Genomic DNA, 17807 nt, shown 5'->3' on the forward strand with positions numbered 1-17807 from the left:
TGCGCATTATTCTAGCGGGAACATCAGTCGTTACCAAGGCGAGTTGACCTTAAAAACAGCAGCCGTACAGGTAACAGCAGTGACTTGGTCATCACTAACGCAAAAGGACGAGTTTTGTGAAACAGAAACAGCGAAAAATAAGAAGCCGCGGCATAGGAAATCAATGTGGCCATAGCGGCACCTTCGCCACCGAAATGGGGTATCCACATGGCATTAAGCCCTATGTTAAGCAGCGCACCAGCCCCGTGGGTAAGCAATGAATACTTGGGAATATCTTCAATCAAAATCCATTTGCTCAGCAGCGCCCGCATAAAAATAAATACCGAAGCCCAAATGTGAATTTGCAAAATATTCCCGGCATCACGGTATTGTTCACCAAAGAGCCACGCCATCAAGGGCGCAGACACCATGGTTATCAACAATGCGATAATGATGGCTATCCACGCTAAAAAGTCACACAGGGATTGCAGCCGCTTGCGATAGTGTTCGTGGTTTTGACCTTTGAGCGTGAGCAAAGATGGAAACCAGGACGCAACCAAAATTCCAGGGAAAATGTACCACACCTCTGACAAACGGCTCGCGAGGCTGTAACGGGCGACCTCAGACTTATCATCCAGCCAGCCAAGCATCACGGTATCCACCTTAAGGTAGATAACGGCAGCCACGCCCGACAATAACAGCCAGCCACAGCGTCTGAGCAGGTATATCGCTTGTTGCCAACTGACTGACAGCGAATAGCGATTAGGCTCTGCTAATCTGAAAACCCTGTGCCACAGCACGCCCAATAGCAACCACTCAATGGCAGTAATCAATAACATGCCTTCAAGGCTGCCATTGCCCCAAAGCCACATCAGCTTAACCGTTAAAAAGAAGGCGCCATTGGCGCTTCGAAGGGTGGCCGATACCCACGAACGCACCTTGGACTCGAAATAAAAATCAAACACTCCAAATGCATGAAATACCTGGGAGCACAAAAGCAGCCAAAAAATGGGCCTGAGCGTGGCTTCAACCCACCAGAAGGAGGCGACAAACATCAGCATGCCTGCGAACAACGCCCCGGCTATGCGTAGCAGCAAGGCCGTGCCGAGCACCTTACCTGTGTCTTCCTGACTCAATACCAGTTCCCGACTCACCAGAGAATTCAGTCCCAATGCCGAAAAAGGACCAAGCAAGGCCACCATGGCGAGCAGATATTGATATTCACCAAGGCGCTGTGCAGGCCACATCCTGGCCAGGAGAAGCGTCAGCAGAAACCCGAGGGAAAGCAGTAACAGTTTCTCAGCGAGCAAAAACAGCGAGTTTTTGGTCTTGCCACTTCGCTGTATTCGCAAAAGCCACTGGGAAAGCCCCATCCACCCTACTCCTATCGTCATCATAATTGAGCCCGAGAGCGCCTTTCATATGGGCTGGCCCCTGGGGTTGCGGCAACTTGGCTTAAAAGCGCGTCTTCGGCCGCTACACGCTCTGCTAAGAAGAGCATCTTGTCCCACTGTTCGAAGCAATAGGCTCAGGCACATCCGGATTAACTGCCCGTTGAACATCTCGCTTAACATCTCGCTTAACATCCCATAGTGTCTGACAGACCCTGGCGATGGCTATGACAACGGAAAGCGCGGCACACAGTTGCGGCCCTTATAAACCGCACGCAATAAACACATGTAATAAACACATGTAATAAACCGAATAAGTCATTGATAAAGCGTGGATAGTTTAGCTTACACCAGCTCGAGCATTCCACCAAAGACCTACGCATTATACTGCAAAGGCACTCACATCACAGCGTATACACTACGCGAAAAAGACATAAAAAAAGGGCCCCGAAGGGCCCGTTTTAAAGCATTCAACTCACTGGATTACCAGTCGTTGTTGCCTTGAGCGGTATCAGACTTGTACTGGTCAGACAGGATGTTGATACGGCTTTCGTTTTGACGGTAGTAAGGAGCTACTGATACGTCTTCCAGGTCGGCGTCGATCAGGAAGGTTACGCTCAGCTTGGCCTTGGTAGCAGCGTCCAGACCGAAGGCAGCCTGAATGTCAGCTTCAGAAACCTTGGTCACAGTCTTGCCGTTTGCAGTGAAAGGCAGAGTAGCTGGGCCATACTGGTTACCGAACTGGTCGAAACCTTCGATGATGATTTCAGACATGATGGTCTTGGCAGACTCGTTGGCGATTTCAACGTTAGGAGTCAGACCGTAACCAACTGGCAGGTAAGGCACGTTGATTACAGCAGCGTCCAGGCGCCAGTCACCGGCGTCAACATCAGACAGCAGAGTCATGTCCAAAGCACCGGCAGTACCGCTGTAGGTTACTTCTACAGACTGAACTTCGAAGTCACTTGGCTCGATGGTAGCAGTAGCATCACCAGCGTTGAAAGTGAAGGTCAGTACGTCGCCAGCAGCGCCCAGACCAACTACAGTTGCCCACTGAGCAGTGGTGTAGCTGATGGTAGCAGTAGCGTCGTCTACTTTGGCGAAAGTGCCGTTAGGAGTAGTGAACTCAGCAGCTTCGTGATCAGCGAAGTTACCTTTCAGAGTAACAACTACAGCGTCAACGTCAGCTGGGTTGGCAACTTCAGCAGTTGGAACAACCAGGCCTTTGTCAGCGAACATGATAGCGAAAGTATCAGTGGTAGCAGTTTCGCCGTTACGTACGAAAGTGGTGCGAGCGATACGCTCGATAACACCGTCGAACTCAGTAACAACAGCGGCAGCAAACTGGTCTACAGCAGTGGCCAGTACAGCATTACCGGCGTCAACTGGGTTACCGTTCAGGGTAGACTTGAAGTCTACTGCGAATACGTCGGTAACTACAGGCAGGTTGGCTGGAGCAGCGATGCCACCGATAGTGGTACGGTAAGAAGAACCAGAGGTGATAGAGTTACCCAGGCTTACAGAGTAAGTCAGGGTGCCAGCAGCGGCGTCTACTACCAGGTTGTCGAAAGTAAAGCTACCGGTACCGATTTCGAACAGTACGTCGCCACAAGTAACAGTACCATTTGGAGCAGAGTATACGCATGCACCGTCAGTAACAGCAGTCAGGTCAACTGCATCACCCAGGGTCACAACGATTTCAGTCAGACCAGTGTGCTGAGCGTCCAGAACAGTGTCAAACACGATAGCCTGAGTAACTGTGTTCTCAACAGCGATACCTTGGTTAGACAGAACAATCTTATCAGCAGGTTGAACGATCAGAGTTGCAGCATTGGCACCGAAGGCAGCAGCTACGCCCAGAGAGAGCAGAGAAGCTTTAAATACCTTTTTCATAAATCCTATTCTCCAATTTCATGAAATTGGAACAAGAAGCAATACTTCGAGTGTAATTGACTACCATGTTCCATTTTTTTGTTACTTTCAACAGAAAGCCAAATCCGTAAAGTTAAACCAAGGCACAACCCTTGGTGCGCGCCTTTACTTCAACTTTCCGCGTCCTAGTTTATGGCATCGTTACAATAAGTCAACTTTATAATTAGCCAAATGCCTGAGGGCGCGAATTTCTTGAGACGCCACTCGCAAGATGTTCAATTTTCAGTCAAACGCCAGCAAACTGGCGCACAAAAATCAAACAAATTCCGCCTGGGTCGACTCGACATCGTTGAGCTCCGGTACTCTGCCGGAAAGGAGTTGGAAGACCCCCTCATCGATAGTCGTGTTTTTACAGCAACTCCGCAGCCAATTAAAAAAAAGCTACATAAGCCAATGTTTTACTTTGGCAAAACAGAAAAACACCCGCCGAACATAACCACTGAAAATAATAAAATCAAGCTATTTACTCTAATATGCGTGGCTAACTGCCCAAAAAAAAACAGGGCTGCACGTTTTTTGTGCAAACCCTGCTTTTAAAATTGATCCAACGCAAAAGCCGTGTATTTAACAACAACCACAATTTACGTGTGCTGTTCTGTCTATTACAGGCCTTATCAGATCGCATTAGTTACATTTTAATGTACTCAAGACCCGAATCAAATTTCTGCTTTATCTCATCCCATTCGTCGGTGCGGGAAATCACCTTGGGGGTGACCATAATCACCAGTTCGGTTTTTACCTTATTCTTGGTGGTAGTACTGAAGAGGCCACCCAGTAAGGGAATATCTTTCAGTACCGGGGTGCCGGATTCGTTATCTGAGTTATTCTCGCTGACAAGGCCACCAAGCACGACTGTTCTGCCACTTTGGGCTACCACTTCAGTGGAGAGGCTGCGCTCAAAAATTTGTGGATTGCCTTCAACTTCGGCGCCGCCATCCACCTGATTGCTGTTGCTCTGGTCTATGGTCATGATCACCACGCCCTGGGCGTTGACGGTAGGCGTTACTTTTACATTGATACCGGTTTTACGGTATTCAACCGAGCGAGTTACACCCGTCGTAGGATCTGTGGTGGTTTTGCCGACCACGGGAATATCCGTCCCTACCTGGATGTTAGCCGTCATGCCATCCCTCACCAATACAGTGGGCTTGGAAAGCACATTCACCCATTTATTGCTTTCAAATGCCTGGGCGTTAATGCTGTTTTCACCGCTCACCCACTTCAGCACACTGCCACCAAGGTCCTTGGCACCAAAGGCGTTATTCCAAGAGAATTTTCCTGAGGATAGGGCAATGTCAACGCCGTACTTAAATTCGTCAGTGAGGGTGACTTCCATGATAGCCACTTCCAGCATCACCTGTTTGGGCATCACGTCGAGACGTTCTATCATCGGCAGCAGCGCCTGATATTCAGCCCCTGTGGTTTGAAAAATCAGGCTGTTTGCACGATCGTCGACCACCATTTTGACTGTGTCTGAGGCTGCCGCAGTAGGCGTTTGGGCATTATTGCCTTCGATTTCGGCGGTGCGCTCAGCCGTGGCATTAGCGGCCCGCGACGCAACCGGGCTACGGCCACTCAAGAGGGCAGACATGCTCTGGCCAAGATCAGATGCTCGGGCAAACTTAGGGCTATAGATAAAGTACTGGGCACTGTTACCCTTGCTGGGCTTGTCAAGCTGAGTTGCCCAATACTGAATGCGACTGATAAAGTTGTCTTCGGCAGCAAACACGGCCACCGCACCGAGGCGCTGCAGCGGCACGAAAGCAACCCTGTTGTCTGCAGAGAGAGAGCCCGTCATCACGCCTTCATTTTTCAGAATTTCGGTGATATCAGTGATAAAGTCATCGGCACTCACAAACGTCAGCTTCAGAAAACCCACATGCTTGCTGCGACTGTTGGGGGAATCGAGTAAATCCAACAGCTCGAGTGCCCGGATAACCTTGTCCCGCTCTCCGGTAATAAATAGCACGCCTTGGTTGACGTCAGGCGAAATTTTGGCGCCGGTGATCTGGGTAATGGTTTTGGTGGTGTTGCCGTTATACAGATATTTAAGCGGTGCAATTTGCTGTACCTGCGCTGCCAACGGTACTTGGTCAGCGTTACGCCCATAACCAATCAAGGTAGACTCACTCCCCCCTTTTGAGAGTTTATGGACATAAAAGATGTTGTCCTGACGCTTTACCTCAACGTTTCGACGCAGCAGCAACTCTTCGGCAAGTGACACCAGCTTTTGTGGACTCACCCGTTCCTGCAAACTCAGGGTAATCGGAGCTTGGATGTCCGCCACGCCCTCGCCGACGATGTAATTTACCCCAAGGAGTTCACCAAACACATAATGGATGAAGTCGATAAATGGCATATCATCTGCAGCAATGGTTAAGCTACTCTGTGTAGAGAAACCGCTGGTCAGTGCTTCGCCCCCCACAAATCCACTGACTCCCTTTGCGATTGGTTTTACCCGGACGAAACTGGGTCCTTGCACTTCAGAACCTTTGTCATCCACAGTGACAGAAATGGCCGTGTCGGAGTTGGTTTCATCTACAGCACCGGCAAGGTAAGAAGACCCGACGACTTTTCGATTGTCAGTTTCATTTGTGGTAGCACACCCACTCAACACTGCAGTACACACCAGCAGCGAAACGGCACCTTTTTTCGCGGCACTAGTTTTAACGGCCGTATATGTTGCCAAAAATTCCCTCACCACTTTTCCACCTTTTACCCGTGATATCTTTTGTTAACCCGCTACCGACTGAAACAGACTTAACAGTACCTGTCTATTCGCCTGAGTCAGCGTAATCTGACGCTCATCAATGGCCGCTACCTGATACGGGCCAAGCATTTCACCCTGCGTAATGGACAAGTACTTTTCGTTTTGACCTTCTAGTGTACTCACCGCAAGCACTGCGGCCCGGTTCTGACTGTTGACCACAGCGGATAGTCTGTAACGCTTGTCTTTAATATATAAATACTTAAGCAAACCATGCTGGGCATCCTGAAACGCTTGCTCTGTACGGCCATCAACAACATCGACTTGTGGTTGATGCTCACTTTCGACTTCTTTGGCTGCAATGAAGCGCACCGGAATTTGACTCGCTAAAGTGTTAGGCGTATTGAGTGTGGGCATCACCGGCATCGGCGGCAGCTTAATGTCATCTTCATCTGGGGTCTGCAAAACAAATTCGAGCGCAAGCACCAACAACAGGCCTATCAGTGCGGGCAGAAGCACCTTCATGCTTTTCAATGAACTCATTGAACGGCCTCGCTGGGTGTTATATAGCGAAAACGAAACGTCATCTGTCCATTAATGGCAGTTTCTGGCAGCGCGTTCGACCTGGTAGACAATTGAAACTTCTCCCCAATCAGTTCGCCTTGGTAAACTCCTGGCTGTTGAAGTTTGCTGAGGAGATCCAAGTACCCAGAAAGTTTGCCCCTAAAGGTTAAATCCAGTTGTAACTCCTGCACATCCTGCTGCACCGGACCGTTACGCCAGGTGGTTAGCAATACGTCAACGTCGCTGCTTTTGAATAAAGGTTCGAGCACAGTCTGCAGAGATAACTTGTATTGTGTTAGATTATCAACCGACTCAAAATCCGCTTCCGTTTCTGAAACCCGTTGCTGACTGAGTTGACGGAGTTTAACGAGTTGCGCTTCCTGCTCGATAAGCCCTTTATATTTTGCCGAACTCCCCAGAAAACCCTCTCTTTGCTGCCACTGTTGTTGTTTACTTTCCCACAGTGGAACCCAGACAAATTTCGCCAGTACCAGTAACGTTATCACCATAAGGTGCACGCGATATTTTTTGATATCGTTCATTACACACCCTTCGCCATATCGGGGTTAAACTCGAACAGGATTGTGGCTACGTCCTTGCCCCGCTCGGAGCGCACAGTGCCATCAAATCGGGCGTTTCTGATACCCGGGTACGAGAGTAAATAAGATAAATAGCCCGATGCGGAAGCAGCCTTGATTTGAACCCGATAATCGCCGCCATCGCGCTCAAGACGCATCACCTCGCCATCTTGCTGATATAAATGGTCCAATACAGCCCATACACCCAAGCCTGCCACACTTGACTGCTGGAGCGGGGATAAAAAGAGTATTCGTTCGATATCGTTTTCGACCGCGACTTTGGTATCCATGACTTGTGTTGCAGCCTGAACCAGTCGCCGGTTTTCTTCTTTAGCGTGTAAAGCCAATTGTCCGGCCAAAAAATCAGAACCCAAAAGATATAGGGTGAACCAGAGTGAAGCGCCGGCAACAAAAGGCAAGACAGCTTCATACGAGAGCCGGAATTGCTTCTCGGTTTGGCCCCGCCACAATCCAGGTTGAAATAAGTAGGTCGATGGACGAGAGAGGCCAGCAATCAGGGCCCGCTGACTCTCCGACGGCGACATAGTGCGATAATGCTTAAAACTAATGCCCTGAGATAAGGCAAACATTTGCACTGAGTTCACCAAGCCAACCGCAACAGATGACACTTTTCTGCGACCGCTCACTGCTAAATAGGCCGTTTCCCTTCCATCAAGCATGTTGTACTCAAGCACTGTGTCTCTGAATGAAGCGGGATTCGACGCGACTTTACTCTGGGATGAGTCCAGCACAGTTCCTAGCGCAAAATTGGCATTCTCAGCGCCTGACAGCGGCATTATCACCGACTCAGGTAAAATGAGCTTAGGTTTCAGAAAATGGGGGATTACCGGCAGAGAAAAGTAGCTGATATCGGTTTTTCCATCATGACTCGGCCAGATAAAAAACAGCTCATCCATTCCCCGACGCTTTACCTGTGATTTGGCAAGCTTGGTTAGCTCATTGCGTTTTGTAATGGGTACAGTTTCTACGCGTTCGGTATAACTGCCGCGTGACAGGACGAGGGCGAACACCCCCTGATTCTTTGACGTTTCGTTGCTGTTTAGCCCATTGAGACAAATGCCATCAAAATCGACAGAATAGTATTCGTCTGCGCTTAAATAAGCCACTTTTCCTGAAAGCAGGCGGCGCATGAATGACCACAATTTACTGAGCTGTTGGTGCATTTTTGTCTTCTAGTTCAAAAAAATAACGGGTGCATCGTTTTCGGGTCGAATGTACCAAAAACCCGAGTACATTACTACCGCACCACCTACCGACACGGTAATCTTGACTCTAAACCGCCGACCAACCTGAAAAATGAACTCATCGTCATCCGACAACCCGGTCAACTCGGTAAACCGCCGTGCGTTTAGCAGCCCTTCTTCACGCAATTTCGTAAGTTGTGCAGCCATCTCATCTCCATAAGTGGCTCTGAGGATTGTATCTGGCGCAACCAGCGGATTGAAAAGGCTTTTCTCCCATGGATATATCAACGGCAGCAACTTGTTTCCCAACTCATCACCAACGCTCTCAAATTTCAAAATGTCTTCGATACCCGCCATCGCATCGTGTCGAAATTCGGGTTGGGATACGGCGCCCGCCCCTGGATGCGGACTTTGCCATTGGAGCAGTTCGTTGATAATGCCACTCTCGTTTGTGGGACTGACCTTAAAATATCGGAGCAGTTGCTTAAAAGGCATCAAATTGGCACTGCTGATGACAGACACCAAGCCATTCACATCCTGAAGCTCGACAGTGACCCCCGGTTCAGGTTCAAACGGTTTTGCGTAAAAATTCCAGCGACTTGAAAATGTGCGTTTTTGGGGTTCTTGCGCAAGCAATGCGTTGGTTTGTTGTGTCAGTAATTCGAACAATAACTCACTTTGAACCGTCTGTAATTTGAGTTCGGCGGCGGCCACATTGCCCATTTCGATTGACTTGTTAACATTGGATTTGGCAACGGCGACAAAGTAAAGCGCCATTAGCGTTAATATGGCCGTTAACAGCAACACCTGCAGCAAAGCCACGCCCTTTTGCTTACTCACCATTGCGTTTCTCTCCGGTGTATTGCAATCGAATCGCGCCATCATGCTGCAACGCAAAAAGCACAGGCTCGTTTTCCCCCCAGGTCAGGTTCACAACTTCAGGTAGCACGCCAGAAATTTCTGCACTGTAATCTGGCTGCCAAACCATATCTTCGTCCTGCTCCCTATCGAACGCCAACATACGCTGCTCGTTGGAAGTCCAGCCGAAATAGTTGAAACGAATATTAGGACTCTCAAAAAGATTCAGCTTATATTTCATCGCTGGCAGCGAGTCCAAGCTGAAAAAGTCCTCGCCTACCAGGTCAGCTTCTTGATAAACAAGTATATTATTGCCGTCACTCAAGGTTTTTACTTCGAGTTTGACTAATGCAAGCGGTGAATCGGAAATCAATGGTGAGCGGGTAACAAAAGACATTGAGTGGTTGTTCCCGACAAAGTAATAAACTGGCAAGCCGCGCTTATCGTGAACAATGTAGTTGCTGACATGTTGGAACATCCGAGACAGCAATACACTCGTCTTCCCCGAACTTAACGATTTGTTATAGTTGGCAATATCCTTATTCCATAACTTGCTGTAGATAGAAAAACTGAACGAGCCAATAAATATGACCATGGCTAAAATGGCCATGGACAACAACAATTCAATCAAAGAAAAACCACGTTGACGGCTCAAAGCTTACTCCAGGTTAATACTTTGAAACTGTACTCTCGCTCGGCGAAATCTCTCTTGAACGTGATCGTTACATTCCAAAGGTAATAGCGTTCAGGAAACTCTATCCAATCACCATCTTCGGGAGATAACTGTCTCGGAGCACTCCCTTTTTCAACGACTTTGGCCTGCCACGAAAACACGGTATCGTTCAATATCCCTTCTTGGGTTTGGGGGGCAAGATCTTTTTCCATCAAAAGCCTTGCGCGAATTGTAGGCATCAGTAAAGAGAGCAATGATTCCATTTCAACTGCACTGGCTGCTTTGGTATTTGACAACACGGCCGAGCGGTAGGCAAAGGAAATGGATCCAACCACTGTTAACAAGATAACAAAGGCAATCAACACCTCAATAAGGGTAAAACCTTTAGAATGCTTCATAATCTTCAACCCGAATGCTGCTATCCAAGGCCAGTGATACAGGACCTTCCAATGTAGTAAGGACAACATTGTGGGACAAGAGGTAGCCTGAGCGACTTATTTCTATAAACTGTTTCTCAAATGTCAGGTATGAGAACTGCTTAAGCAACATGTCATCAGCATCCGAGGCGTGACGATACACTCCACGCCCTTCGAGCTTAATTCTTATTGACTTACCAGAGATGAATGCAAGAAATTGCTGTTGAGATATCAAAGCATGTAGGTTCTTTATCTCGTCGGTACGACGAATTTTATCTAACCGCTCAACGGTAAAACTACCAACTAAAGTAGACAAAACCGTGATAATCACGACGACTATCAATAGCTCGATAAGAGTGAAACCTCTGCTACGACGAAAGGTTACCATTATTAAATACCGTCATTGACGGACATAACACTCAGCAACATGACGACAACGACTGAGCCGACAATAGCCCCCATGAACAGGATCATCAGCGGCTCTAGGATTGTCGTAATCCTATTAGACCAGTTAGTAAATTGTTCCCTGCTTCGATTTGCAATTTCTTCAAAAACAGACGTCAGCTGACCACTTTCTTCACCAACTTCAACCAGAGAAATGAAAAAATCCGGGAAGACTGATAAACCGAGGAAAGCATCGGTCAATCGCTCCCCCTTGGATACTTTGATCTTCACGGCTTTCAAACGATGTCTTATCAAGCGATTTTTCACAGTATCAGCTGCGAGTTCGATTGCCTTATCTAGTTTGACTCCAGAGTCAAGCATCAAGGCCATCCCTGTACAAAAACGAATACGCTCAATTTGGTTGATGGCACTGCGCAGCAACGGGATTTTCAGCAGCACCTCATCAAAAACACCTGATAATTTGCCTTGTGCCTGGAGCCAAAATAGAGACACACCTGATGCCAAAAGAATAAGGGCCAAATACCATTGATATGAACGGAGCCAATCACTGGCAGACAACAAAAACTGGGTATAAACGGGTACGTTAGGGTTATCTTCAAATAAAGAACCCATCTGCGGAACAATATAGTTAAATACAAATAAAACAGCTAACACGCAAACAATAAAAATTACCGTTGGATAACTCATTGACTGAATTATTTTTGCCCGGAGATCTTTTCGAAATTTGAGATCTTTGGCTAATCCAGCAAAAACGTGGCTCAATTCGCCTGTCGCCTCGCCGATTTTAATCAAATTAATATAAAGGTTATCAAAATAGGAATAATCCTTAAGCACATCTGACAACGTCTCACCTTGCTTTACACGCCTGTGTATTTCGGTCAGCAAATCACCGAGAGCGGTCCCTTTTTTACCTTTAGCAAGCAGTTGTACACTACGATCCAGTTTTACGCCATTACGAAGTAATAAGGCCAGTTCGGCAGTAAAGAACTCCAGGTCGTCCAAAGTAATGCTGTGTCGACCTAAAGATAAGCCTTTGCTGGGTTGGCCCACCACGAGTGTGACTACATGTAACCCCAGAGACTCCAGTTGTGTATATGCGTGCGGCTCATCTCGCGCATCCAAGTGTCCCTGGATCATCACGCCATTGCTATCGTAGGCTTTATAGCTGTAACTGGGCATCTATTATCCTGCCACCCTAACGACTTCTTCTATGGTTGTTTGACCCATTGCGGCCTTGAGCAGGCCGTCCATCATCAAAGTCCGCCCACCTCGAGAGATATTAAGGTTTCGCGCTTTACCGGGAAAATATTGGTCTTTTCCAAGGGTCTTGATGTCTTCATCACAGCGCAGATATTCAACAATGGCGATACGTCCTTTGTAACCTGTATGACCGCAGTGGTCACAACCATTCGCAATCTTAAGCTGCACATTATTGCCTGCAATTAGTGGCTGAAGCTGATATTGCTCAATGTGTTTTTGTGCGTCAGGATCGGGCAAAGCACAGTGGAGGCAAAGCTTTCGTACCAAGCGCTGAGCGATAATGGAAATAATGGCGGCGTTCAGCAGATATTCCTCTGCCCCCAAATCCAACAATCGTGTGTAAGCGCTGGGCGCATCGTTGGTGTGGACTGTCGAAAACACCAAGTGCCCTGTTAATGCCGACTGCATGGCAATTTGCGCTGTTTGCTTGTCACGAATTTCGCCCACCATAATCACATCAGGGTCTTGGCGAACAATACTACGAAGGCCTTCGGCAAAACCAAAGCCGATATCTGCATTGATTTGCACTTGGTTGACGCCGTCGAGCTGGTATTCAACCGGGTCTTCGAGCGTGATCACTTTTACGGTGTCATCACTTATTTCATTCAAAAAGGTGTACAGGCTCGTTGTTTTGCCAGAGCCTGTAGGCCCTGTCAGCAAGATAACCCCGGCAGTTTTTTTGATATCTTCGCGAATAAATGCCTGAATGTCAGCCGACAGCCCAAGAACGTCCATATCATAATTAATTGATTCTTGACGTAAAAAACGCATAACGATGCTTTCGCCATCGTTCAGGGGTAAACTGGAAACACGAATATCTAAATCTTCATTAGACACTTTCATGGCAATTTTGCCGTCTTGGGGACGCCTTTTTTCGGCGATATCCATACCCGCAAGAATTTTGAGCCTTGATGCTAAAGGTAACCTCATCCGCCCGGGCACCCAGTCTACAGTTTGCAGCACACCATCAATACGGAAACGAACTCGATACTTGCTGTCTACGGGCTCAAGGTGCATATCTGACGATCCCATCTTGATCGCTTTGGCAATCAAACTATTGAGCAGGTTTACAGTGGGGGCTTCACTTGCTAACTCACGTAATTTATCTTCTTCAAAATCCGATAACTCTTCGCCATTTATCGCATTGACCTCGTCAGATACTTTTAATAACGAGGAAAGGCGCTGAAGTTGAGGCAGGGTTGCCACTTCCAGTCGGTATGAAATATTTTGCTGATTGAGAAACTGATTGTTATACACATCGAGTGGGTCACGGCAAAGTACCGTGACGGGTCCATCTTCTGCGTCGGCAGGAACACAATACCACTGATTATTGTTCAGAGTGGTATTGAGTTCCTGTGATTGCAATTGCTCATAGGTGATGAGACTAACCCATTCTTCATCTGCTATGGGTAGTCCTGTCAAAAGTGAATAAAACTCCGGTAAGCTCTCCTCAGAGAGCGCACCGATGTTAACTAAAATTGACTCAACCCTACCGCCATATTTTGCCTGAAAGGCCAGTGCCTTTTCAAAATCAGAGATTTCAACAGAAAAATGGCCTGTGAGAAGTTTACCGATGTCAGTCATTGATGGATAAGATCCGCGTTGTCATCCTCTCCACCGGCAACACCGTCTTTACCGAATGATTTTAGTGTGTATGGGAGACCATTATCGCCCGGACTCGCGTACACGTAAGGATTGCCCCATGGGTCCAAGGGGACATCCTTTGGAAGATAAGGACCATCCCATTTAGGATTACTAGAGGCTCGCAACTCACTTAATGACGCTGGATAACTGCCAATGTCCAGTCTGTAGGTATCCAATGCACTGGACAACATGTCCATTTGCATTTGGGCTGTTTTCAACTTTGTAGAGTCTACTTTTGAAAACATTGTCGGTGCTACTAGCGACATCAAGAGCCCTAAAATCACCACTACGATAAGTAGCTCAATAAGCGTGAAGCCTTTGACTTTAATGTCTTTTCTCACACTAACCCCTTACTTCTAATCCAAGAAAGAATTTGCCAAATATGCTGAATGACGAAGCAATAGGTGACAAATAGTACCAAATAACCAAAAAACATGACTGACTCAGGAATCTGAACCAATTCACCGATGAACCCCACTCCGGCCAAAAGGGCTGAAATCAGGCTGATGCACCCCAGCGCCTGTTGTGGAGTACAGCCAGCCCTCATAAAGATATGGTGTAAATGGTCCCTGTCAGGCTTAAATGGCGAGTCACCTTTTTTAATTCTTCGATACATGATCGCAGCCATATCCATAAGCGGTACTGCAATAATGTAAAGTGCTGTTACTGGTCTAAAGGAAGGGGCATCACCGTTAACACCTATGACCAACAACCATACAATGGTCAGGCCAATTAACATACTACCGGCGTCTCCCATAAATATCTTGGCTAGCCGTTTATCCGGCCAACCAAGGTTAAACATGAGATAAGCTACAAGCGCAGCAATAAACAGAATGGGTAATAAGTACCAATCACTACCTGAACTCCCAAGCAAAAGAGCGAGTGCCGTAAAGGATATCGCACTTAAGCTTCCAGCTAGACCATCGATACCATCTATCATGTTATAAGCATTGATCGCGCCTACAACGGCTAGTACCGTAACCAATATCCCTAACTTCCCGAGACGGATATCACCAAGCATCAGCAAGTCGCCAAAATGTGATATGTAAAGCCCCCCACCGAAGATCATTATCGATGCTACAAGTATTTGGGCAACCAGACGATACCTTACCGGTAAGTCATATCTGTCATCCAACACCCCTATAAACAGCAGCATCGCTGCAGATACGAGATAGACATGTAATTCGGTCATGCCAGGCATAAACCACACGCTGCACATCATGACACTCAGATAGATGGAGACCCCACCTATCAGAGGTATTTCCCCAACATGCTGCTTTCTTCCATTTGGAATGTCGACAAGTCCGGCTTTAACAGCAAGTGGATGTACAAATTTTACAGACGCAAAAGACAACACAAATGCAGTGATCAGCGGAAGAAAAATGTCCATACCCAATCCTTTAGAGACCTGAGATAGCTGAGATAGCAACTGCAGTATTGTAGATGATTTGGGTAACCTGACTCCACAGGGTGAGGTTATCTTTATACTCTGTATCAAGTGGAACGATGATGGTATCGCCTGGCATCAACTGATCTTCACTTGAAAACCAGAATGTACCTTTAGGTATCATCACGGATCCATTCGCTTTTATGACATATGTTCTGTCATCATCTGCACGCTTGCGCTCCCCACCAGACATGGCGACATATTGTTCAATTGTCAGCCCATCTTTAAATCTATGTGTGGCTGCATGCTGCACTTCTCCCATTACGGCCACTGTCTGCTTGGTCGTTGGCACATACAGGATATCCTCATTTTCAAGCTGAAGGTCAGCCTGATCGATACCCATGGATATGGCTGGCAAATCCACAACGAGTCGCCCAACAGCCTTAATATTTTCCAGGTCTTTTAACATCATGCGCGCGTCAGCATAATTGACGATGTTACCATCCTTAGAAACACCACGTGTAGCAATATCACGACGCAACTGATCGGCAAGTTTCTTGATTTCAAGTTGCTCTTGTTTGCGCACAGACTCTCGAACAAATACAGCTGAAGGTAAATATGCGTACTCAGTAAATCCACCAGCACGAGCTACCACGTCTTTAAGTGTTTCTCCGCGGCGTATGTTATAGATACCTGGAAACTTTACTTCTCCGCGTATTTCTACTGTTTGATGCTCCTGCCAATCAGGTGTCGTCATGACGGTTAATACATCACGCCCTTCCAACAACAGGTTAGCTGAGTTATCCCCGCTGACAGCAGCTGCAAGCTCAACACTCAGATGTGTAATTTCTGAACCATTATCCGAGGTTAATGTCCTGGTTAATTCCGCTCTTCCTGTATAAGCACCTTCCGCCAATCCACCAGCTGCGGCAATTAAAGACTTAACTGTACCTTCAACAGGAAGCGGGTATGTTCCCTCAAACCTCACTTGGCCATTAACAAAGACAAGTTGCGCTGTTTCACCGTTGCGTGACTGTGCTTTTAGCCGGCTTATCAACGGATAAAGCAGCTCAGTACGAGTCATCACATGGCTGTGTTTAATAAGCTCTTGATCTTCATATATGTTGAGCAACATTTTACTAACTTCTGCAGTCACCAACTCCTGTTGAGCTTGCTTGTCTTCATCGGTATCTTCTGAGACCTCAGTTACAACAACACCAGCCAATTCCGTGCGTTCTACCAATTTTTTACGATTCAGGTCGCTAAACCCAGCTCCAAACAGATCTGAACCAACCAATGACGCTCCTGTCAATTCAGAAATCTTGGCAACTCTGTCCTTTACGAGCCTATTCAACTCAAAACGATTTAGCCCATCGTCAGAGTAATTGAATACGAATATCTTATCTCTCGCGTTTAGGCGTAAATTACTAAGAGAATTTGGGTTGTTTATTGCTTGTCCCAAGTTAAACTGATGAACTTCGACATTGCCGTAAACATCTTTTTCCCTTACAACGAGCGCATAATCCAAGTCCGTTGAAATCTGTAAATCTCGCCATACAGATCCCAAGACATTGTTGATACGTTGACCCTCAAACCATTGGTATTTCCCAGGACGAACAACTGCACCAACAACCGTAATTGCAGTATCAAATTGTGCTGTCGCACTTCTGACTTTGATAAAGTCTCCAGCCTGTGCTGACTCGTTCAGTCCTTTTGCTGATGTTAAATCTAAATTGAGCACAGTCTTTACACCGGTTTTGGCATATCTTTCGACCATACTGCTTTTGGGAAAGGCTCCAGGTAACAGTCCTGCTGCCATGTTGACAACATCCCCTATGGTTTCACCCTTTTTCACCTCATAGATAGCTGGCCTTCTGACCTCACCATCGATTGAAATTAGACCGCCTGCAGCTGGAATAAAAACTACATCGCCGGATTGGAGACGGAGATCATTTGAGGCATCCCCCTTTAACAAAAGGTCGTATAAATCCAAACTTCCGATTAACTTACCATTCCTTTTTAATTGGATGTTTCTGAGAGAGCCGATTTCACTTACACCACCTGAAACGAACAGAGATTGTGTAATAGTCGCCAAGCTTGAGACTGTATAAGAACCAGGTTTATAGGCATCACCAGCTATAAAAATACGAATCGAGCGTAGCTCACCCATTGTGATGCTGGCTTGAACACCAATCATGGAGTTTTGTATGTGTTCAAGGATGGCTTTACGCGCTTCGTCAAAGGCCATCCCTGCAACGACAATAGGCCCGATATCTGGAAATTGAATGGTGCCATCACGTGTCACCATCAAAGACAGTTGTTTGTTTTCCTTACCGAATAGCTGAATTTTTAAACTATCCCCTGGGCCAAGCGGGTACTCAGAAGGAACAGGTACGTCCGAAACAGGCGCAAACGTTGATGGTTCGCCTTCGAACAAATCGTATCCAAAGCGTTTCAACTCTTGCTTGCTGGCATCTTCTGTAAAACTGAAGGTAGACTTCTTTTTGCTTTGAAGATTGAATTCTTCATCATCGAAAGCGCTATTTAACCGTTGACCATCTCGGGAACGGATAAGATTCGGATTATCAAAACTGTCTGCGGTTCCTTTCCGCTCTCCTGACAATAAAGCGGGATCGATACCGTATTGACGAGCAATTCTTTCCTGTTCAGATTTTGGTAACCGCTTAAACTGCTCTATCATTTGTGGGGAAGGCGATGGAGTAGTTGCCTGAGCAGAGCTCACTATTCCTAAAACTGCCAGTAATGAGGCCACACAAAATCGATTTAAGTTCCGAAACACCGTAATTC

15 protein-coding genes are annotated in these 17807 nt (G+C 46.9%); all 15 read right to left on the reverse strand.

What is annotated here, in order from left to right; all coding sequences use genetic code 11:
• Positions 1-23 precede the first annotated feature (23 nt).
• A complete protein-coding gene (locus K0H79_RS11730; protein ID WP_220075922.1) occupies positions 24-1352 on the reverse strand; it encodes a flippase in 1329 nt (442 codons plus the stop codon).
• A gap of 501 nt (positions 1353-1853) precedes the next feature.
• Positions 1854-3263: a hypothetical protein gene (locus K0H79_RS11735; RefSeq protein ID WP_220075923.1), complete on the reverse strand. Its 1410-nt coding sequence runs from the start codon at positions 3261-3263 to the stop codon at positions 1854-1856.
• Between the two features lie 667 nt (positions 3264-3930).
• Positions 3931-5661 (reverse strand): secretin N-terminal domain-containing protein, encoded by a 1731-nt coding sequence (locus tag K0H79_RS11740; RefSeq protein WP_220075924.1) that lies wholly within the window; start codon positions 5659-5661, stop codon positions 3931-3933.
• Positions 5662-6036: 375 nt separating this feature from the next.
• Positions 6037-6552 carry a hypothetical protein gene (locus K0H79_RS11745; protein WP_220075925.1) on the reverse strand — a complete coding sequence of 172 codons (516 nt, stop codon included), beginning with the start codon at positions 6550-6552 and terminating at the stop codon, positions 6037-6039.
• Complete coding sequence (locus tag K0H79_RS11750) at positions 6549-7115, reverse strand: hypothetical protein (protein ID WP_220075926.1); 567 nt, start codon at positions 7113-7115, stop codon at positions 6549-6551. The genes K0H79_RS11745 and K0H79_RS11750 overlap by 4 nt, the downstream gene beginning before the upstream one ends.
• Complete coding sequence (locus tag K0H79_RS11755; protein ID WP_220075927.1) at positions 7115-8335, reverse strand: hypothetical protein; 1221 nt, start codon at positions 8333-8335, stop codon at positions 7115-7117. The genes K0H79_RS11750 and K0H79_RS11755 overlap by 1 nt, the downstream gene beginning before the upstream one ends.
• Positions 8336-8344: 9 nt before the next feature.
• Positions 8345-9199, reverse strand: coding sequence for a hypothetical protein (locus tag K0H79_RS11760; RefSeq protein ID WP_220075928.1), 855 nt, complete (start codon positions 9197-9199; stop codon positions 8345-8347).
• Complete coding sequence (locus K0H79_RS11765; RefSeq protein ID WP_220075929.1) at positions 9189-9869, reverse strand: prepilin-type N-terminal cleavage/methylation domain-containing protein; 681 nt, start codon at positions 9867-9869, stop codon at positions 9189-9191. Before K0H79_RS11765 ends, K0H79_RS11760 begins: the two co-directional genes overlap by 11 nt.
• A complete protein-coding gene (locus tag K0H79_RS11770; protein ID WP_220075930.1) occupies positions 9866-10285 on the reverse strand; it encodes a type II secretion system protein J in 420 nt (139 codons plus the stop codon). The genes K0H79_RS11765 and K0H79_RS11770 overlap by 4 nt, the downstream gene beginning before the upstream one ends.
• Complete coding sequence (locus tag K0H79_RS11775; protein WP_220075931.1) at positions 10272-10691, reverse strand: type II secretion system protein; 420 nt, start codon at positions 10689-10691, stop codon at positions 10272-10274. The genes K0H79_RS11770 and K0H79_RS11775 overlap by 14 nt, the downstream gene beginning before the upstream one ends.
• A gap of 2 nt (positions 10692-10693) precedes the next feature.
• The gene (locus tag K0H79_RS11780; RefSeq protein ID WP_220075932.1) at positions 10694-11887 is read right to left on the reverse strand and encodes a type II secretion system F family protein; all 1194 of its coding nucleotides are present in this window, start codon (positions 11885-11887) and stop codon (positions 10694-10696) included.
• A gap of 3 nt (positions 11888-11890) precedes the next feature.
• Positions 11891-13552: a GspE/PulE family protein gene (locus K0H79_RS11785; RefSeq protein WP_220075933.1), complete on the reverse strand. Its 1662-nt coding sequence runs from the start codon at positions 13550-13552 to the stop codon at positions 11891-11893.
• The gene (gspG, locus tag K0H79_RS11790; RefSeq protein WP_220075934.1) at positions 13549-13953 is read right to left on the reverse strand and encodes a type II secretion system major pseudopilin GspG; all 405 of its coding nucleotides are present in this window, start codon (positions 13951-13953) and stop codon (positions 13549-13551) included. Before gspG ends, K0H79_RS11785 begins: the two co-directional genes overlap by 4 nt.
• Positions 13950-15002 (reverse strand): UDP-N-acetylglucosamine--undecaprenyl-phosphate N-acetylglucosaminephosphotransferase, encoded by a 1053-nt coding sequence (wecA, locus tag K0H79_RS11795; protein WP_220075935.1) that lies wholly within the window; start codon positions 15000-15002, stop codon positions 13950-13952. The genes gspG and wecA overlap by 4 nt, the downstream gene beginning before the upstream one ends.
• 10 nt (positions 15003-15012) lie before the next feature.
• Complete coding sequence (locus K0H79_RS11800; protein ID WP_258405539.1) at positions 15013-17799, reverse strand: SLBB domain-containing protein; 2787 nt, start codon at positions 17797-17799, stop codon at positions 15013-15015.
• Positions 17800-17807: the final 8 nt, after the last annotated feature.

It is taken from the genome of Shewanella sp. FJAT-52076, from assembly GCF_019457455.1.
Classification (GTDB): domain Bacteria; phylum Pseudomonadota; class Gammaproteobacteria; order Enterobacterales; family Shewanellaceae; genus Shewanella; species Shewanella zhangzhouensis.